The 20,581-nt window shown below is 30.4% G+C and carries 18 protein-coding genes and 2 pseudogenes; 18 read left to right on the forward strand and 2 right to left on the reverse strand.

What is annotated here, in order from left to right:
* Positions 1-8: 8 nt before the first annotated feature.
* The 14 genes and pseudogenes from C1715_RS11020 to C1715_RS11080 all read left to right on the forward strand — a co-directional run bounded on the left by C1715_RS11020 (position 9) and on the right by C1715_RS11080 (position 14,283).
* Positions 9-374: a TIGR04086 family membrane protein gene (locus C1715_RS11020; RefSeq protein ID WP_102400538.1), complete on the forward strand. Its 366-nt coding sequence runs from the start codon at positions 9-11 to the stop codon at positions 372-374.
* 87 nt (positions 375-461) lie between these two features.
* Positions 462-599, forward strand: a complete 138-nt coding sequence (gene scfA / locus C1715_RS11025) for a six-cysteine ranthipeptide SCIFF (protein WP_017414649.1) — start codon at positions 462-464, stop codon at positions 597-599.
* Between the two features lie 71 nt (positions 600-670).
* Complete coding sequence (gene scfB, locus C1715_RS11030; RefSeq protein ID WP_102400539.1) at positions 671-2,038, forward strand: thioether cross-link-forming SCIFF peptide maturase; 1,368 nt, start codon at positions 671-673, stop codon at positions 2,036-2,038.
* Positions 2,039-2,120: 82 nt separating this feature from the next.
* A pseudogene (gene secD, locus C1715_RS20205) lies at positions 2,121-3,359 on the forward strand (protein translocase subunit SecD); the annotation flags it as partial.
* A gap of 30 nt (positions 3,360-3,389) precedes the next feature.
* Positions 3,390-4,238 (forward strand): annotated as a pseudogene (gene secF / locus C1715_RS20210) (protein translocase subunit SecF); the annotation flags it as partial.
* 215 nt (positions 4,239-4,453) lie between these two features.
* Positions 4,454-5,353 carry a DHH family phosphoesterase gene (locus C1715_RS11040; RefSeq protein ID WP_102400541.1) on the forward strand — a complete coding sequence of 300 codons (900 nt, stop codon included), beginning with the start codon at positions 4,454-4,456 and terminating at the stop codon, positions 5,351-5,353.
* Positions 5,354-5,442: 89 nt separating this feature from the next.
* The gene (locus C1715_RS11045) at positions 5,443-5,961 is read left to right on the forward strand and encodes an adenine phosphoribosyltransferase (protein WP_102400542.1); all 519 of its coding nucleotides are present in this window, start codon (positions 5,443-5,445) and stop codon (positions 5,959-5,961) included.
* A gap of 102 nt (positions 5,962-6,063) precedes the next feature.
* On the forward strand, positions 6,064-8,256 hold the full coding sequence (locus C1715_RS11050) for a RelA/SpoT family protein (RefSeq protein WP_102400543.1): 2,193 nt from the start codon (positions 6,064-6,066) through the stop codon (positions 8,254-8,256).
* 29 nt (positions 8,257-8,285) lie between these two features.
* Positions 8,286-8,735, forward strand: coding sequence for a D-aminoacyl-tRNA deacylase (dtd, locus tag C1715_RS11055; RefSeq protein WP_102400544.1), 450 nt, complete (start codon positions 8,286-8,288; stop codon positions 8,733-8,735).
* Positions 8,736-8,749: 14 nt separating this feature from the next.
* Positions 8,750-9,352, forward strand: a complete 603-nt coding sequence (locus tag C1715_RS11060; RefSeq protein ID WP_102400545.1) for an MBL fold metallo-hydrolase — start codon at positions 8,750-8,752, stop codon at positions 9,350-9,352.
* 15 nt (positions 9,353-9,367) lie between these two features.
* Positions 9,368-10,789: a coproporphyrinogen III oxidase gene (locus C1715_RS11065; RefSeq protein WP_102400546.1), complete on the forward strand. Its 1,422-nt coding sequence runs from the start codon at positions 9,368-9,370 to the stop codon at positions 10,787-10,789.
* An 11-nt stretch (positions 10,790-10,800) separates the two neighbouring features.
* Complete coding sequence (gene hisS / locus C1715_RS11070; protein ID WP_102400547.1) at positions 10,801-12,051, forward strand: histidine--tRNA ligase; 1,251 nt, start codon at positions 10,801-10,803, stop codon at positions 12,049-12,051.
* Positions 12,052-12,082: 31 nt separating this feature from the next.
* Positions 12,083-13,861 (forward strand): aspartate--tRNA ligase, encoded by a 1,779-nt coding sequence (gene aspS, locus C1715_RS11075; protein WP_102400548.1) that lies wholly within the window; start codon positions 12,083-12,085, stop codon positions 13,859-13,861.
* 149 nt (positions 13,862-14,010) lie between these two features.
* Positions 14,011-14,283, forward strand: coding sequence for a metal-sensitive transcriptional regulator (locus C1715_RS11080; protein WP_102400549.1), 273 nt, complete (start codon positions 14,011-14,013; stop codon positions 14,281-14,283).
* Between the two features lie 11 nt (positions 14,284-14,294).
* Here C1715_RS11080 and C1715_RS11085 read toward each other — a convergent pair whose 3' ends face one another.
* Both C1715_RS11085 and C1715_RS11090 read right to left on the reverse strand, forming a co-directional pair.
* On the reverse strand, positions 14,295-14,759 hold the full coding sequence (locus C1715_RS11085) for a threonine/serine exporter family protein (protein ID WP_102400550.1): 465 nt from the start codon (positions 14,757-14,759) through the stop codon (positions 14,295-14,297).
* Between the two features lies 1 nt (position 14,760).
* Positions 14,761-15,522, reverse strand: coding sequence for a threonine/serine exporter family protein (locus C1715_RS11090; RefSeq protein WP_102400551.1), 762 nt, complete (start codon positions 15,520-15,522; stop codon positions 14,761-14,763).
* A 135-nt stretch (positions 15,523-15,657) separates the two neighbouring features.
* Between C1715_RS11090 and C1715_RS11095 the strand changes: the two genes are divergently transcribed.
* The 4 genes from C1715_RS11095 (at position 15,658) to ortB (ending at position 20,577) form a co-directional block, all read left to right on the forward strand.
* Positions 15,658-17,025: a sigma-54 interaction domain-containing protein gene (locus tag C1715_RS11095; protein WP_102400552.1), complete on the forward strand. Its 1,368-nt coding sequence runs from the start codon at positions 15,658-15,660 to the stop codon at positions 17,023-17,025.
* Between the two features lie 779 nt (positions 17,026-17,804).
* A complete protein-coding gene (gene ord, locus C1715_RS11100) occupies positions 17,805-18,854 on the forward strand; it encodes a 2,4-diaminopentanoate dehydrogenase (protein ID WP_102400553.1) in 1,050 nt (349 codons plus the stop codon).
* Positions 18,855-18,858: 4 nt separating this feature from the next.
* Positions 18,859-19,155 (forward strand): 2-amino-4-oxopentanoate thiolase subunit OrtA, encoded by a 297-nt coding sequence (ortA, locus tag C1715_RS11105; RefSeq protein WP_102400554.1) that lies wholly within the window; start codon positions 18,859-18,861, stop codon positions 19,153-19,155.
* Positions 19,156-19,167: 12 nt separating this feature from the next.
* Positions 19,168-20,577 carry a 2-amino-4-oxopentanoate thiolase subunit OrtB gene (gene ortB / locus C1715_RS11110; protein WP_102400555.1) on the forward strand — a complete coding sequence of 470 codons (1,410 nt, stop codon included), beginning with the start codon at positions 19,168-19,170 and terminating at the stop codon, positions 20,575-20,577.
* The last annotated feature ends 4 nt before the right edge of the window (positions 20,578-20,581 follow it).

Below are 20,581 nucleotides of genomic sequence, written 5' to 3' on the forward strand. Positions count from 1 at the left end.
GTTGTTGTTTGAACAGAAAGAATATGGATTGTATGCTTAAAGGACTAATACGAGCATGTATAGTTACTTTGTTAGGCATGATAATTTTTTCTATAATTAATTTTTTATTCCCAGCTTCAGAAGGATTTAGAGGTATTTTTATTTTAGTAATTACTTTGATAAGCATAATGTATGGAGCTATATATGCTTCTAGAAAATCTAGAAAAAAGGGATGGCTTATAGGAATAGTTTTGGCTTTTATTTATATGATAATTTTTTATTTGATTTCAGTGATAGCTGGAAGGGAAACGGCTTTGAAAGGAAATGATTATATAAGAATTGTGCTAGCTTTATTGGTGGGAACTCTGTCTGGAATGTTAGGAATAAATATGTAGAAGTCCTTTATTTAATTAAAATATTGTGATATAATCTATGGGTAGATATGCTATATTGAAGCGATAAATATGATTGGAGGAATTGACGTGAAACATATAAAAACTATAAACAAGTCAAATATAAAAGAAAGCTTAAAAAAACCAGGTTGTAAAGAGTGTGCAAATTCATGCCAATCTGCATGTAAAACTTCTTGCACAGTTGCCAATTTAGCTTGTGAAAACTAATTTATACTGGTATAATTTTAGGGGCAGTAACTTATGTTACTGTCTTAAATTTTAATGAGGAGGAAATAAAGGTGGCAAATATTCATAAATTTATACAGAACGGGGAATACTACGTTCTTGATGTGAATACAGGATCAGTTCATATTGTGGACGAGCTTGTATATGACCTATTAAACGAAGAAAAATTGGAAGCTTTAGATGAGTTGAAATGTAGATATAAAAATAAGTACAAAGATGAAGATATTCATGAGGCTTATAACGAGATAAAGGAATTAATAAAAGAAGGTCTAATATATACAGAAGATATGTATGAAGATATTGCTCAAAAGAGTGGCAATTCAACCTCCTTTATAAAAGCTTTATGTTTAAATATAACTCATGCCTGCAACTTAAGATGTAAGTATTGTTTTGCCGATGAGGGTAAATATCATGGAGAAAGCAAAATAATGTCTGTTGAAGTAGGAAAAAAAGCTTTGGATTTTGTAATTAAACATTCTGGTCCTAGAAAGAATATAGAAGTGGACTTATTTGGTGGAGAGCCACTAATGGCTTTTGAAAATATAAAACAAATAGTTAACTATGGAAAAGAATTAGAGAAGAAACATAATAAAAATATAAGATTTACTATGACTACAAACTGTACTTTGTTAAATGATGAAATAATGGAGTACTTAAATAAAAACATGGTAAATATAGTTTTGAGTATAGATGGAAGAAAAGAAGTGAATGATAGAGTTAGGATAGGAGCTAATGGAGAAGGATCTTATGATAGTATATTACCTAAAATAAGAGAAATGGTTGCAAGAAGAGATCCTTCAAAACAACATTACGTTAGAGGAACCTTTACTAGAGAAAATACAGATTTTTTTAATGATGTTATGCATTTAGTTAACTTAGGATTTAAAGAAATATCTGTAGAGCCGGTAGTACTTCCAGATGAACATCCATTATCTTTAAGAGAAGAGGATCTTCCTACTATATTTAATGAATATGATAAGTTATATAATGAAATGTTAAGAAGATATAAAGAAGGTAATGAGTTTAAATTCTATCATTTTAATATAAATCTAAATGGTGGACCATGTGTATATAAAAGAATTTCTGGATGTGGTGCAGGGCATGAATATGTTGCAGTAACACCTACTGGAGATGTATATCCATGTCATCAGTTTGTAGGAAATGAAGAATTCAAATTAGGTACAATATATGAAGATAAAATGAATAATGATATAGCCCAAAAATTTCATGAAGCGCATATATATAATAAACCAAAATGCAGAGAATGTTGGGCAAGATTCTATTGTAGTGGTGGATGCCAAGCTAATAATTATAACTTTAATGGCGATATTCATAAGCCTTATGAAATAGGTTGTGCTATGCAAAAGAAAAGAATAGAGTGTGCTATAGCCTTAAAAACTCAAATGATGATGGAAGAATAATGCATATATTACATAATATTGACTAAAATAATATGTAATATTATAATTAGTTTATTAATGCTATACGGAGGGGGATAAAAAAATGAAGAAAAAAAAGAGCGCCATTCTCTTTATCTTAAGTGTTATTGTTATTTTTTCATTAGCCTTTATTAGTGCAGAAGGTCTGAAGTTATTTGGGTATGAAATAAAGCCGTTAAGTAAATCTATAAATAAAGGCTTAGACCTTCAAGGTGGAGTTTCTGTAGTAGAAGAAATTCAAGGAAAAGTTGATCAAAAAACCTTTGATAAGGCTATTGAACTTATTTCAATGAGAGTAAATAAAATGGGTGTAAGTGAAACAGTAGTTACAAAGGAAGGAAAAAACAGAATAAGAATAGAAATACCAGGAAAGTTTGATGCTAAAGCAGTTATAGATAGTGTAGTTAAAACTGGTGAATTGAAATTTGTAGGTCCTGATAAGAAAACAATTCTTACAGGTAAGGATGTAGATAAAGCATCGGCTTATCTAGATGAAACAAATAATCCTACTATTAGTTTGGAATTAAATAAGTCTGGTACTAAAAAATTTGCTGAGGGTACAAAAAAATTCCTAGGGCAACCCATAGCCATATATATGGATGATGAAATGCTTACTAATCCTAAGGTAAATGATGTTATAACTGGTGGAAAAGCGGTAATAACAGGAAGTAAAACATTAGAAGAGGCAACTAGACAGGCTAACATAATAAATTCTGGAGCATTACCTGTTACATTAAAAACAGTTTCTGCTAAAACTGTAGGAGCTACTTTGGGAGCTACTGCTTTGCCTAAAAGTATAAATGCTGGTCTTGTGGGAATTGCATTGGTATTTATATTTATGATTATTTATTATAGATTGCCAGGAATAATAGCAGATATAGCACTAGTACTATATATAGTACTTGTATTACTTGTTTTTTCAGGAATAGAGGCAACACTAACTCTTTCAGGTATTGCAGGATTCCTTTTAACTGTTGGTATGGCAGTAGATGCTAATGTGCTTATATTTGAAAGAATAAAAGAAGAACTTAGGACGGGGAAATCTGTAAAATCTTCTGTTGATGCAGGATTTGATAGAGCTTTATCTTCCATATTAGATTCTAATATAACTACAATTATTGCAGGAACAGTACTTTATATGGTAGGATCAGGTACTGTAAAAGGATTTGCTTTAACTCTAATAATTGGTATAGTCATAAGTATACTTACAGCATTAACTGTAACTAAGTTTTTACTTAAAACTGCTGTAAATATGGGGCTTATTAATAAATCTTCACATTTTGGAGTTAAAAATAGTACTGAAGCTAAAGTTAAACATAAATTTAAATTTGTTGAAAGATTTAAAATATGGATAAGTATATCTTTATTGGTTATGGTTGTTGGATTCACAACAATGGGATTTAAAGGATTAAATTTTGGTATAGACTTTAAAGGTGGTACTCTTGTTCAAATAGAAATGAAAGAAGACTTTGATAAAGCTAAAATAGATAAGATAATAAAGAAATACTCTAACGAATATCAAACTACCAAAGCTAATAATAATGGAAAAGTTGAACTAGAAATTAAAAGTAACTCACTTGATAGCAATAAAATAGATGGTTTATTTAAAGACATAAAAGCTGAATATAAAAAGGCTGAATTAACATCTCAAGAAACTATTGGTGCTTCTGTGGGTAATGAGTTAAAAAGAAAAGCTTGGATAGCTGGTGTGTTGGCTACGTTAGCAATGCTTTTGTATATAGGTGTTAGATTCGAGTTTAAATTTGGTTTAGCTGCAATAGCGGCGTTGGTTCATGATATACTAATTACAATAAGTATCTATGCTATACTTCAGATTCCAGTAAACTCACCTTTTATAGCAGCAATACTAACTATACTGGGATATTCAATTAATGATACCATAGTTATCTTTGATAGAATAAGAGAAAATAATAAAAAAATGCGTGGAAAAGATGTGGCTGAGGTAGGAAATGTAAGTATAAGTCAAACTATGACTAGGTCTATAAATACTGTTTTAACTACATTGTTTACTATAGTAGCTGTGAATGTATTTGTTCCTTCCGTAAGAGAATTTTCTATGCCACTAATAATAGGTATAGTTTCTGGATGCTATTCATCAATATTTATTGCCAGCCCTGTTTGGGTTATTCTAAAGAAAAAAGTTAAAAAGGCAAAAGCTTAAGGAAACTAGTGATTGCAATGGATTCCAGATTTTATCTGGAATCTTTGTTTTGCCAAATAGCGTATATATAAAATAAATATAGAATTAAGTAGTACAAATAGTTTATTTCTACTAGTATACTTATTAGTTCCACATAATCATATAAAAATATATTTGTCAAAAGTAGTAATATAATTTATAATATACTTGTTTTCTATAGAGTTGGAGGAACTAGTATGAATAAAGTCAGTGATAATGTTAAAATTCATAATACACATATTAATAAAGAAATTAAATGTGCGTTAAGCAGAATTGTAAATGCTGTAAACAACAGGGAAAAGATAATAATTTATGGACACTATGATCTAGATTGCGTTACAGGAGTATCTTTATTAATTTTGATTCTTAGATATTTAAATGCAGATGTAGAATATTATATACCCAGTGAAATAGATGATGACTATGAAGTAAATAGAAGCATAGTAGATAGTCATATAAAGCTTCTTGGAGCTACTCTCATGATAACTGTAGGTTGTGGAATTAATAGTTATGATGAGGTAGAGTACTGTAAAAAATTAGGTATAGATGTGATAATAACAGATTTTAAGAAAGCTAGTGATAAAATTCCCAATACTTATGTTTTGAATTACACACAATGTGCGGAATATAACGGTACAGCTGTAGGGATTGCTTTTAAGCTAGCTAAAGAAATAGCTAATTATTATAAAATAAATTGTGTACATAAATATATGGATTTAGTGATGTTAGGTACAGTTTCTAGAGATGTAGCAATAATAGGTGAAAATAGGGATTTTATTATAGAAGGAGTAAAAAGGCTAAAAGTTACAAATAATTATGGATTAAAAGCTCTTATGAAAGTACATAAAATATTTAAAATAGATATAAATACAATATATAAATTAGTTACTACTGCCATACCTACAGTAAATCCTGTAGGGAAAATGGATAATGCAAGAATAGTAGTAGAACTTTTCACCACCTCCAATAGTTATAGAGCTGAACAAATAGCTAAATACTTAAAAAGACAGGTAGAAAATGTAGATGAATCTTGTATTGAGTATAAAAATGAAATACATAAACTCAGAACTTTTAGTAAAGACTTGCAATTATTTTAATCTTTAATATATAATAGTATGTGCATGAAAATATAATAATTTTAAATTTGTTCATGCGAAGTTCCAAGGGCGTATTAGGAGGAATTATAATGGAGTTAAAAGAAAAAATAAGAGTAATAGAAGACTTTCCTAAAGAAGGAATTAGTTTTAAGGATATCACAACGCTACTACAAGATGGCGAAGGGTTAAAATATACTATAGATAAATTTGTAGATTATCTTAAGGATAAAAACATAGATATTATTGTGGGACCAGAAGCTAGAGGATTTTTATTTGGAGTACCGGTTGCCTATGAACTTGAAATTGGATTTGTGCCTGTAAGAAAAAAGGGCAAGCTTCCATTCAAGACTCTAAGTTCAAAGTATGATTTAGAATATGGAAGTGATGAATTAGAAATACATCTTGATTCCATAAAACCAGGACAAAGAGTTGCAATAATAGATGATTTACTAGCTACAGGGGGTACAATAAATTCTGTTGCTAAATTGGTAGAAAAAGCAGGTGGAACTGTGGCAGCAGCAGGATTTGTTATTGAACTTACAGATTTAAGAGGTAGAGAAAAGCTTCAGAACTATCCTGTAATGTCCTTAGTAAAGTACGATATATAGATAGAATTTTAAATTGAAAAATTCTTTATAATATTATATAATATTAATAAATAATTAACTGGCTGGCTTCGACCAGCCTTTGATTTTAGGAGAGTAATCCAAATGCTTGAGAAATTAATGAGAAAAATAGACGAAAATTGCACTCATGTAAATAAAGAATGTATAGTTAAAGCGTATAATTTTGCATATAATGCCCATAGTGAGCAGAGAAGGGAATCAGGGGAACCTTATATAATTCATCCTGTGGAAGTTGCATGTATTTTAGCTGATATGGGATTAGATACGAGTACAATAGCGGCTGGATTGCTTCATGATGTAATAGAAGATACTGAGTATGACTACGAATTTGTTACAAAGGAATTTAGTGAAGAAATAGCTAGATTGGTAGAAGGTGTAACTAAACTTGGTAAGATTACATATAAGACAAAAGAGGAACAACAAGCCGACAATGTTCGTAAGATGCTTTTAGCTATGGCAAAAGATATAAGGGTTATTTTAATAAAGCTTGCAGACAGGCTACATAATTTAAGAACATTAAAATATATGCCCATTGAAAAGCAAAAACAAAAAGCAAAGGAAACCTTAGATATTTATGCGCCATTGGCTCATAGATTAGGAATGTCTAAAATAAAATGGGAATTAGAAGATTTATCTTTCAGATATATAAATCCTAATGAATATTATAGTTTGGTAAGAAAAATATCAGAAAAAAGAGCTGAAAGAGAAGAATATATAGAGAAAATAACAAAAGAACTATATGGTAAACTTGAAGATTCTGGGATACAATCTGAAATAGAAGGAAGACCAAAACATTTTTATAGTATATATAGAAAAATGATAAAGAAAAATAAAACTATAGATCAAATTTTTGATTTGACGGCTATAAGAGTTCTTGTAAATAATGTTAGAGATTGTTATGCTACTTTAGGTATTGTTCATACTATGTATAAGCCTATGCCAGGTAGATTTAAAGATTATGTAGCTATGCCTAAACCTAATATGTATCAATCATTGCATACTACTGTCATTGGACCTCAAGGTAAACCTTTTGAAATACAAATACGTACATATGAAATGCATAGGACTGCTGAATACGGTATTGCTGCGCACTGGAAATATAAAGAAGGAGATCTTTCAGCACATCAAGAAGACTTAGATTCTAAATTATCTTGGCTTAGAGAAATTCTTGAATGGCAAGATGAAACTTCTGATGCAGAAGAGTTTATGGAAAGATTTAAAATAGATTTATTTTCAGATGAGGTATTTGTTTTTACTCCTAAAGGAGCAGTTATAAGTTTACCCTATGAATCTACCCCAATAGACTTTGCTTATAAAATTCATACGGATATAGGACATAGATGTATAGGGGCAAAAGTAAATGGCAAAATGGTGCCTTTAGATTATCATTTGAGTACTGGTGAGATAATTGAAGTTTTAACATCTCCCACACCAAAGGGCCCAAATATACAATGGATTAATATGACAAAGAGTAACCAAGCTAAGAGTAAAATAAGAGCTTGGTTTAGAAAAGCTAAAAGAGAAGAAAATATAGTAAAAGGCAAAGAATTATTAGAAAAAGAAGCAAAGAGACAAGGATTTAATTTTAAAGAATACGCTAAAGGCAAGGTTATAGAAAAATTACTATCAAAGTATCACATGAAGGGAGAAGAAGACTTATACGCTTCAGTGGGAGCGGGAGCAACTATACCTTCAGTGGTAGTATCTAAACTAGTTGAGTACTACAATAGTGAAGAAAAAAGTAATATTGTTACATTAGAAGAAGAGGAGAAAGAAATAAGTAAATACACCAATAGTAAGGAAAGTAACAAGCAAAGACAAAATAATTATCCTGGAGTAGTGGTAAAAGGGATGAAGAATTTACTAGTGCGATTTGCAAAATGTTGCAATCCTGTGCCTGGTGATGAAATAATAGGATATATTACTAAAGGTAGAGGAGTATCTGTACATAGGAAAGATTGTAAAAATCTAGTTGAACTTGTTCAAAATGAACCTGAAAAAATTGTTGCTGTAAGTTGGGGTACTTCAGAGGGCGCTTATTATATAGCAGAAATACAGATTAAAGGTGATGATAAACCAGGACTTCTTTCAGAGGTAATGGAAGGAGTTGTGAAGAGTGGTTTGAATTTGTATGCTGTAAATGCTAAAACTTCAAAAATAGGAACAGCAGTTATTAATGTAAAATTAAAGATAACAAGCAGAGAACAATTAGACAATTTAATGAAAAATATAAGAAAATTTAAAGGTGTAACGGAAGTATACAGGGTTAAAAAATAGTAAAGTTTATACTTTAAGGAGTGATTTTAGTGAGAGCGGTGGTTCAAAGAGTAAAGTCTTCTTCGGTACAAGTGGAAGGTAAATTGGTAGGGTCTATAGGATATGGTTTAAACGTACTACTAGGAATTAAAAAAGGTGATGCTTTAGAAGACTTAATATATCTAAAAGATAAAATATTAAATTTAAGAATATTTGAAGATGAAAATGGAAAAATGAATAAGTCACTTCTTGATGTCAATGGGGAACTTATTATAGTTTCCCAATTTACTTTGTTAGGCGATTGCAGGAAGGGAAGGAGACCAAATTTTATGGAGGCCCTTTCTGGAGAAGAAGCAGAAGCTTTTTATAAAGAATTTATAAAGTTATGTAAAGCAGAAGTTAAAAATGTTCAATGTGGAGTTTTTGGGGCAGATATGAAAGTAAGTATAGAAAATGATGGACCTGTAACACTACTTATAGATAGCAAAAAGAACTTTTAAAAGGAGTGAAATACATGGAAATAAAGAGAATAGTAGCAGGAATCTATGCTGCAAATTGTTATGTTATATGGGATGAGACTAATGAAGCTGTGGTTTTAGATCCAGGAGGAGATGTGGACGATATATATCCATTTATACAGTCGAAGGGATTAGATGTTAAATATATATTATTAACTCATGGACATAGAGATCATACTGATGGAGTAGATGAATTAAAGGATTTAGTAAAAGCTCCTGTATGTATTAATGAACGAGACGATATATTGATGCGAAATAATGAATATATGTTTGGAATGCTTAGAAGTGGTAAAGCCGATATAAATATAAGTGATAGTGATGTTTTGCAATTTGGAAATTGCAAAATTAAATGTCTGGAAACTCCAGGACATACACCAGGAGGTATGAGTTTCTTAATAGGAGATTCAGTATTTACAGGAGATTCATTATTTGCTATGTCTATAGGAAGAACAGATCTTCCATGGGGAGATTATAATGCGCTTATAAACAGCATAAAAGATAAGTTATTTCAGCTTCCAGATAGTACAAATGTATATCCTGGACATAGTATGGGAACATCTATAGGATACGAAAAAAATAATAACCCATTTTTTAAATAAAGGGAGTTTTGAAAATTGAAAGTAAAATTGAATAATATTAATTATAGATATCATATATACGGAATAATTAATATATTTTATCAGTGTGAAAATATAGAATTTGTAGAAGAAAATTGGGATATATGTATAAATATTTTTGAAAATGAAGTAGAATGTTATTATGGAGAAGTTAGTGAAAATTTTATTTTTACAATGGATTTAAATTACAAAGATTTTGTTAAAAAATCTCTATTTAATTTTTTAACAAAGTATACAGGAAAAATTATGCCTTGGGGTACTTTAACAGGTATACGACCATCTAAAATAGCAATAGGACTTTTAAATAAAGGTAAGAATGAAAAGGAAATAGTAAAATTTTTTAAGCATACTTATTGTGCTAGGGAAGATAAGGCAAAATTGTGTATAGATATAGGTAAAAAAGAAGAAGCCTTTATTAATAAGCATAAGGACAATATAAGTATTTACATAGGAATGCCATTTTGTCCTACTAGATGTCTTTATTGCTCTTTTGCGTCTAATTCTGTAAAGGGTTGTGGTCAGCTAGTAGAAAATTATATAAAAGCACTAATTATAGAAATGAAAAGAATGAGTGAGTTTATAAGAAAAAAGGGACTAAACATACAGTGTCTTTATTTTGGGGGAGGAACACCTACAGCAGTAAGTGATGAACAATTTGCAATTGTTATGGAACAAATATACAAATACTTTATGAACCATTTTAATGTGTGCGAATTTACTGTAGAGTGTGGAAGACCAGATAGTATAACCATTAGTAAATTAAAAACTATGAAGAAATATGGTGTAAGCAGAATAAGTATAAACCCACAAACTATGAGTGATAATACTTTAAAACTTATAGGAAGAAATCATTCAGCAATGGATGTGGTTGAAAAATTTAATATGGCTAGGGAAATGGGATTCAATAATATTAATATGGATATTATTGTGGGTCTTCCTGGTGAAAAGCTAGAAGATGTAATAAACACTTGTAGTGAAATAAAAAAACTAAAACCTGATAGTTTTACAGTGCACGGATTGTCTGTAAAAAGAGGGTCAAGACTTCATGAAAATATAGTAAATAAAGAAAGTTATGAAATAGCTAACCAAGAAGAACTAAATAAAATGTTTCAAGAAACTGTTAAATTGTCTAATAGCTTATCCATGAGTCCATACTATATGTATAGACAAAAAAATATGGTAGGCAACATGGAAAATATAGGATATGTATTAGATGGAAAAGAGTGTATTTATAACATACAAATGATAGAGGAAAAACAAACCATAATAGCATTAGGAGCAGATGCTGTATCAAAAATTGTATTTCTAGAAGAGAATCGATTGGAGAGGTTTGCTAATATAAAAGATGTAAAAGAGTATATAGAAAGACTAGATGAAAAGATTTCTAGTAAGGAAAAATTATTGGACACATTATATTAAGGAGGAAAAATATGATTATTCAAGCACCTAAAGGTACTAAGGATTTACTACCTTCAGAATCATATAAATGGCAATATATTGAGGAGAAATTTAGAAACATAGCTTCAACTTTTGGATGCCGAGAAATAAGAACGCCAATATTTGAATACACTGAATTGTTTCAAAGAGGAGTAGGGGAAACTACTGATGTAGTTCAAAAGGAAATGTACACTTTTAATGATAAAGGTGGAAGAAGTATAACATTAAAAGCAGAAGGAACAGCTCCATCTGTTAGGGCTTTCATTGAAAGTGGGTTACATGCAGAAGCGCAGCCTACTAAATTGTTTTACTTTACACCGGTATTTAGATATGAGAATGTTCAAAAAGGAAGATTAAGACAGCACCATCAATTAGGTATAGAAATTTTTGGTTCTGATCTAGCTTCTATGGATGCTGAGGTAATAAGCTTAGCTATGAGAGTTTATGAGGAATTTGGAGTTAAAAATTTAACTTTGAATATAAATAATATTGGATGTCCAGAGTGCAGAAAGAAATATAATGAAGCTTTAAAGGAATATTTGGATACCAATCTAGATAGTTTATGTGAAACTTGTAAGACAAGATTTAATAAAAATCCTATGAGAATATTAGATTGTAAAGAAAAGAAGTGCAAGGAAATAGTAAAAAATGCACCAGTTATAATAGATTATGTTTGTGATGATTGTAAAAATCATTTTGAACAATTGAAAATGTATTTGGATGCATTGGGAATAGGATATAATGTAGATCCTTTAATAGTAAGAGGATTAGATTATTATAGTAAAACTGTATTTGAAATAATAAATAATGATATAACCGTTTGCGGTGGTGGAAGATATGATTATTTAATTAAAGAGATTGGCGGTCCAGAAATGCCCGCAGTGGGATTTGGCATGGGAATAGAAAGGCTTATAATGACCTTAGAGGAGAATGGTATAGAGATACCAAAGCCTAATTACATGGATTTATACATAGGTTCTATGGGTGAAAAAGGGAAAATAGAAGCTTTTAAATTAGCTAATGTATTAAGAAAAAGAGGATTGAAATGTGATTGTGATCACATGAATAAGAAAGTAAAAGCTCAAATGAGATATGCAAACAAGGTAGAGGCAGCTTATACTGTTGTATTAGGAGATAGTGAATTAGAAAATAGACAGGCAAAATTAAAGAGAATGAGTGATGGAGAGCAAATAGATATAAATATAGATAATATTGATGAAATGATAAAAATAATAAGAGCATAAAACTTCAAAAGATTAAAAGGGAGGATCAAAAATGGGAGAATCACTTAAAGGATTAAAGAGAACACATATGTGTGGAGAATTGCGAGAAAGTAATATTGGAGAAAATATTACTGTAATGGGATGGGTTCAAAGAAAAAGAAACTTAGGTGGCTTAGTATTTGTAGATTTAAGAGATAGGACTGGAATACTACAAGTGGTTTTTGGAGAAGAAATAAATAAAGAGGCTTTCCAAAAGGCTGATCTAGTTAAACCTGAATACTGTATTTCTATTACAGGAAAACTTGTTAAGAGAGAAGCTCCAAATAATAATATTCCAACGGGAAATGTAGAATTAAAGGGATTGAATATAAAGATATTGTCGGAGTCAGAGACGCCTCCTATATATATAAAAGAAAATTTGGATGCTGCGGAAAATATAAGATTAAAGTATAGATATTTAGATTTAAGAAGACCGGATATGCAAAGAATATTTACTATAAGAAATAAGGCTGGAAAAATTGTTAGAGACTTTTTAAATGAAAATGGATTTTGGGATGTGGATACGCCAATACTTACTAAGAGTACTCCAGAAGGTGCTAGAGATTACTTAGTTCCAAGTAGAAATTATCCAGGAATGTTTTATGCACTTCCACAGTCACCACAAATATTTAAGCAACTTTTAATGGTTTCAGGATTCGATAGATATTACCAAATAGCAAAATGTTTTAGAGATGAGGATTTAAGGGCTAATAGACAGCCAGAATTTACACAAATAGATTTAGAAATGTCCTTTGTTGAAGAAGATGATGTAATGGAAGTTAATGAAAGATTAATACAAAGGGTATTTAAAGAAGTTTTGGATGTGGATGTAGCACTCCCAATAGCTAGAATGCCATATAAAGAAGCTATGGAGAAATACGGTAGTGATAAACCAGATTTGAGATTTGGAATGGAAATACATGACTTAACACCTGTAGTTTCACAATCTGAATTTGTAGTTTTTAAAAGTGCTATTGCTGAAGGTGGTAGTGTAAGAGCCATTAAAGTAGCGAATTCTGCAAATATGGGAAGAAAGAAAATAGATAAATTAGGTGAATTCGTTAAAACATATAAGGCTAAGGGATTAGCATGGATAGCTTACAGAGAAGATGAAATAAAATCTCCAATAGCTAAGTTTTTAACTGAGGAAGAAATGAATGGAATATTAAACACTATGGAGGCAAAGCCAGGGGATTTAATATTGATAGTTGGAGATGCTAAAAATAATGTTGTATTCCAAGCTTTAGGAGCTCTTAGACTTGAAGTTGCAAAAACATTAGAAATTTTAAAAGATAACAAAGAGTTTAAATTTACTTGGATTACAGAATTTCCATTACTATCATATAATGAAGAGGAACAAAGATATCAAGCTGAACATCATCCATTTACTATGCCAATGGATGAAGATATTGTTTATTTAGATACAGAGCCAAGTAGAGTTAGAGCAAAGGCTTATGACTTAGTTTTAAATGGAGAAGAATTAGGTGGAGGAAGCATAAGAATTCATAATACTGATCTTCAGCAAAAAATGTTTGAGGTATTAGGCTTTACACAGGAAGCAGCTTGGGAGAGATTTGGATTCTTATTAGAAGCGTTTAAATTTGGACCACCACCACATGGTGGATTAGCCTTTGGATTCGATAGACTTATTATGTTCTTAGCAGGAACAGATAACATAAAAGATGTAATAGCTTTCCCAAAAAACCAAAATGCTTTTTGTCCATTAACAGAGGCACCTAATGTAGTAGATGAAAAACAATTACAAGAATTAGGATTGAATATAAAAAAATAAGATAAAATAATTAAACCATAATATATAATTTATTTTTTACTAAATACTTTAAGGATTAAAAATAAGTTAATATGAAGTACCTGTTGTGATTGTTTGAATATTTTATATACATCACAACGGGTATTATTGTATAATTAGGGGTGAATGAAGTGAGTGATAAAAAAGATCCAAAGAGGGATATTCAGATTAGAATGAGGAGAATTGAAGGGCAAGTAAAGGGTATACAAAAAATGATAGATAATGATGCTTGCTGTAAAGACCTTTTAGTACAGGTGGCAGCAGTCAGAGCGGCTATAAATAAAGTTGGAAGCTTGATATTACAAAACTATGCTGAAAGATGCTTCTTTTGTGATGAGGAAACTGATATAAATAAGGAAAAAATGAATGAATTAGTAGATACAATAAATATGTTTTTAAAATAAAAAAAAATAGGCTATTTGCCTATTTTTTTATTAAGATTTTTGAATTTATATAGCATTAAAAATTTACTAAGAGAAGAAATTAAAACTATTGCTACAGCTATAGAACCTGCATCTATTAGTGTTTTAAAGCCAAGGTTTAATGAAGTATTTACATTACCTTTTACAGATTCCAACATTGTATAGTACATTCCACCTCCGGGAACTAAGGGAAGCATAGCACTTATTATATATGTGGTTACAGGAGTTTTCATTAATCTAGCAAAAATTTCCGAGTATATGCTTATAGCTAAAGAAGCTATAAATAGAGCTAAAGTAGATGAATAACCAAAATTAGAAAATATCAAATACACAAACCAACCAATGCCACCACCTAAGGAAGCAAAAAATAAATTTTTACCTCTAATATTAAAAAGAATACAAAAACCTAAAGAACCCATAAAAGCATAAAAGCAATTTAATAAAACTTTAAAAATCATTTTATATTCCTCCAAAATTAAGTATAATTTTAACCATAATACCACTACCAATAGCTATACCGATTGCTACTAAAAAAGCTTCTATAGCTCTAGATATTCCAGAAACTAAATCACCAGCTATGGTATCTCTTACAGCATTTGTTATAGCTAAACCTGGAACTAACATCATAATAGAACCTATGGTAATTTTATCTATGTTTGAGCCTATATTAAAAAATACAGTTATATAAGCTGTTAATGCTGCAATAAATCCACCTAATATATTTACGAAAAAAGAATTTACATTGTATTTACTAAGGATATTAGAAGTTTTATAAATTAAAGCTCCTACTAAAAAAGCAGCTATAGAATCTCTTACATTTCCTCCAAGTAATAATGTGAAAAAAGAGGACGATAAAGAAACAAACAACAGTGAAGTTTTTATACTATATCTAGGAGTATTATTTATTTTTTTTAATTCATGTTTAAATTCATCAAGGGACATCCAATCTTTAGAGACTTTTCTAGATAGCTCATTTACCCTTTGTATTTTTTCTAAATTTACAGTTCTACTTTTAATACGTTTAACTACAGATAAATTTTTATTATTTGTGCTTATAGATATAACAATTCCCGTAGGGGTAACAAAGCTTTCGGTGGATTTTTCTCCATAAGCAGAGCATATTCTAAAAATAGTTTCTTCAACTCTATAGGTTTCTCCACCATTTTCTAATATTATTTTTCCTGCTTCAGCAGCAACCTGTATTAATTCATTAGCGTTCATAATAGACTCCTTTCGGTTTTCTTTGCTTTAACATAGTATAATGAGAAATTTAATAATCCATTCTATATGTTTGAAATATTTTAAAGTTAAATATACACTTATATTATAGACATTTAATATGTGGGGGGCAATAATGTGAGAAAAATAGAGAATATATTGAATTGTTTAATTAATAACTTAAATGTGGGAATACACATTGTAGATAATCATGGAAAGACCGTATATTATAATGATGTAATGGCTTCTATAGAAGGGCTTAATAAAGAAGAGGTGCTGGGAAAGAAAGTAGATGAGTATTTGAAGGATGTAAATGAAGAAAGTTCTACTATAATGAAGTGTATTAAAAGTGGTAAAAAAGTTAAAGACATAATTCAAAGATATAGTAGTAATGGGGGTAAAAAAATAACTACTATAAACACTACAATTCCGGTTACTGAAAATAATCAATTAATAGGAGCAATAGAAATAGCACAAGATATGACACAATTTAAAGAAGTAAATGAAAAGTTATGTAAATTACAATCGGTGCTTAAAAATAATCAAGACCACTATGTTTTTAGTGATATAATTGGCAATAGTACTGCTATGGATGAAGCTGTAAATAAGGCTATGAAAGCTAGTTTATCAAATTCCTCTGTACTTATATATGGAGAAACTGGATGTGGTAAGGAGGTTTTTGCTCAAAGCATACATTATAATGGTATAAGAAGCAATGAGCCTTTTATACCTATAAATTGCGCAGCTATTCCAAGTACTCTTTTAGAGGGAATGCTTTTTGGTACTACTAAGGGTAGCTTTACGGGAGCAGAAAATAAAAAGGGTTTGTTTCAATTAGCTCATAGAGGGACTATACTTTTAGATGAAGTAAATTCTATGGATACTTATCTTCAATCTAAGCTTCTAAGAGTGCTTCAAGATGGGTATATAAGGCCAATAGGAAGCAGTAAATCTATTGAAGTAGATGTTAGGGTAATAGCAACATTAAATAAGGAACCTAAGGATTTAATTAGAAAAGGTAAGTTAAGAGAAGATTTCTACTATAGGTTAAGTGTTATAAGAATAGATATACCACCTTTAAGAGTACGAAAAGAGGATATAAAAACTCTTACAGAATATTTCATTCATTATTATAGTAAGTTATTAGGTAAGGAAGTGACGGCAGTTGATGAAACAGTAATGAAAAAATTCATGGATTATCATTGGCCGGGGAATGTAAGAGAACTTAAAAATGTTATAGAATCTGCTATGAATATGAGTGATGGGGAAATGGAACTTCATAAAGAGTTTTTTGAAAGCAAAATAATTAAACAGGAAAATGACCATATATTGAGTTCTTATAGTAGTTCAAATTTAAGTTTGAATAAATATATGGAACAAATTGAGAAAGAGATAATTAAGCGGGAATTAGAAAATCAAAAGGACAATATCACTAAAACAGCAAATATATTGGGGATTTCTAGGCAAAATTTACAGTACAAGATTAAAAAATATAATATATTATGATTAACCTACAAAAAGGTACAATGTAGTGGAATTATGAAATTTCTCTTCCCTGACTTGCATAAGAGCTTGGAACAATAAATTTAATTTAAGAAATTCTAATCTTTTAGCCATATAAAATTATCTAGCGCTCACATTCATCGTCCTGCCTCAGGTTCGCTAGCCTGGCGTCCTTGGCAGGCTTACGATAATTTTATCTGTCTAAAAGAAGAATTTCTAAAATTAAATTTAAATAGTTCCTTTGTTTCTTATACAAGTCATTTCAGAGAAATTTCATAATTAAAGTAATGTAATACTTTTGTGGGATAATCATATTATAGCAATAAATTTTCTATAAATTAAATAAATCTAAGATTATTAGCTACAAATAATCTTAGATTTATTTTTTATTTTATTTAAAAGGTAAATGTAAATTTAAAATGCCATAAATTCGGCAGTATACTGCAAAATAATTTGCAGTACATTTAAAAAGCGATATTTACAGTAAATTCAGACAAATGAAAAAATGTGTTAACGCAATATTTTTTGCGGCTGGCTATTCCACCAAAAAATAAATATATAAAAGGAATTTATTGGATGAAAATGCAAGCAAAAAAGCAAAAAACATAGGAGTATTTAAGAAAAATAGCATATATTGAAGAAATAATCATCTAATATTTTAAAATTAATAGGAATATAGCATAAATGTATGGCATGAAAGTTGCGTATAAAATAAAGGAATAGATTTAATTTTCGGAAAAAGGAATAAGTTATGAAAGTTAAAATTAAAAGGGGGAGTAAAAATGGAAAAAGTTAAAGTTATTTCTTGGGGACTTGGAGCTATGGGAAGTGGAATGGCCAAAATGCTTTTAGAAAAAAAAGATGTGGAAATTGTAGCAGCTGTGGATATGGCACCATTTAAAATTGGAAAAGATTTGGGAGAGGTATTGGGGTTAGACAAAAAATTAAATGTGCAGATAAGTGACGATTTTTCTAAGGTTAAGCATGTGGAGGCAGATGTAGTTATTCTTGCTATTGATTCTTTTGTAAAGAATGTATTTCCGTGCATAAAAAAAATAGTTGAAAATAAGATGAACTGCATAACTATTGCAGAAGAAATGGCTTATCCATATGAAGCACATAAAGAACTAGCAGAGGAAATGGATAGATTGGCAAAAGAAAATGGAGTTACTATATTGGGAACGGGAGTTAATCCGGGCTTTGTACTAGATACAATGATAATTACCTTGTCAGCTGCTTGTAGGAAAGTGCAATCTATAAGCGCTTCTAGAGTAAACGATTTATCTCCATTTGGACTTACAGTTATGAAAACACAAGGTGTAGGCACAACATTGGAAGAATTTGAAGAAGGAATTAAAAATGGGTCTATAGTAGGACATATAGGATTTAGACAATCTATACCTATGATTGCTAAGGCATTAGGACTAGAAATAGATGAAATAGTGGAAACTAGAGAACCTATTATATCCAATACTTATAGAGAAACTGATTGTGTAAAGGTAGAACCAGGAATGGTTGCTGGATGTTGTCATATTGCTTATGGTAAAAGGAATGGAAAGAATATTATAACTCTTGAGCATCCACAGCAAATAAATCCTCAAAGTGAGGGAGTGGACACTGGTGATTATATTCACATTAAAGGAGATGCTGATTTAGATCTTTGTATAAAACCAGAAACTCCTGGTGGAATAGGTACTATGGCTATGGCAGTTAATACTATACCATTAGTTATTTCTAGTAAGCCAGGTCTTAGAACTATGATAGATCTACCTTTGCCACATGCTATAGAAAATAGTTTTGTAGAGCAAATAAAGTATTATAGAGGTGAGTAATAATATGATTGAAAAGGGAACATGGGTTGAGATAACAAGAGTGGTTTTAGAACCAGAAGAAAGAGCAGATAATATACCAGAAGATACTAAGAAAACTCCATTAAAAATGTGGGTAAAGGGTTTTTGTAAAAGAGAATGTGATATAGGAGAAGAAGTAGAAATAGAGACGTTGACAGGAAGATGTGAAAAGGGAATAGTTACAGATGTGGAGCCAAGATATGTACATGATTTTGGAGAGTATGTAAGGGAGATTTCTCTTATAGGAATTCAAGCAAGAAAAATATTAAGTGATGAAAAGTAAGAAGGTGAAATTTTGAGTAAATATTATGATTTAATGGAAAGAAAAAATGAAATAATGCTTAAATCTGTAAAAATAAATTATTCTAAATATGAAAAATCTAATATTGCTTTTGATTATGAAGAGATGATGAGGGATACAGGATATGAACTTAATGAAGTAATGAGGATACAAAAGGAAACTGGTGTTGGAAATACGCCATTATTAGAATTAAGAAATTTAACAGCTTTAGCAAGAAAGGTATCCAAAACTGGCCAAGCAGCTAGGATATTTTTGAAAGATGAAAGTGCTAATCCTTCAGGAAGTTTTAAGGATAGAAGAGCAGCTTTATCTGTATATGATGCTAAGAGAAAAGGTTATAAGGGAGTGGTATCTGCTACATCAGGAAACTATGGTGCTGCAGTGGCTTCTCAAGCAGCTATGCGGGGACTTAAATGCATAATAGTTCAAGAATGTTATGATTCTACAAAAGTAGGTCAACCTGAAATTCTTGAAAAGGGAAGAAAATGTGAATGCCTAGGAGCAGAGGTAATACAACTGACAGTAGGACCGGAATTATTTTACACATTTTTAAAGGTTTTAGAAAACACTGGATATTATAATGCTTCTCTATATTCCCCTAGTGGTATAGCGGGAGTTGAAAGCTTGGGATATGAAATATATAACCAGTGCAAAGAGAGATTTGGAAAGGAACCAGAAGGTGTGGTCATAACTCATGCTGGTGGAGGAAATTTAACTGGTACTGCTAGAGGACTTAAGAAGGCGGGAGCTATAAATACTAAAGTTATAGGGGCTTCTGTAGATTTAACAGGATTGCACATGGCATCAGATATAGATTTTAATAGAAAATCATTTACCACTGGACATACAGGCTTTGGAATTCCTTTTATGACTTGGCCTGATAGGTCGGATGTACCAAGAAGTGCAGCTAGACCATTAAGATACATGGATAGATATGTAACTGTAAACCAAGGTGAGGTATTTTATATGACAGAGTTGCTTTCTCAAATAGAAGGCATGGAAAGGGGTCCGGCAGGTAATACATCTTTAGCCGCAGCTTTTGTCATAGCTCAAGAAATGAAGAATGATGAGATTCTAGTTGTACAAGAAACAGAATATACAGGGGCAGGAAAACATATACTTCCACAGCTTACTTTTGCTAAAAATAATGGGGTAATAGTAAAATTAGGCGATCCTAAAGAAGAAGTGCCAGGGAAAAATATTGTAATACCAGATCATCCATCAAAGTTATTTATAGAAGAAAAAGATTTAAATTCTTATAGAAAATCTTTAATTAAAAATAATTTAAAAACTTCAAGAGCTGCTGTTTTTAGTGAAGAGGATATGGAGTTTTTATGTGAAGAGACAAGGCTTAATAAAAAAGAAGTTTTAGACATTATAGGAAGTCTTGGAAAAGAAATATAGTACT

The organism is Haloimpatiens massiliensis, assembly GCF_900184255.1.
In the GTDB taxonomy this organism is placed as follows: Bacteria; Bacillota; Clostridia; order Clostridiales; family Clostridiaceae; genus Haloimpatiens; species Haloimpatiens massiliensis.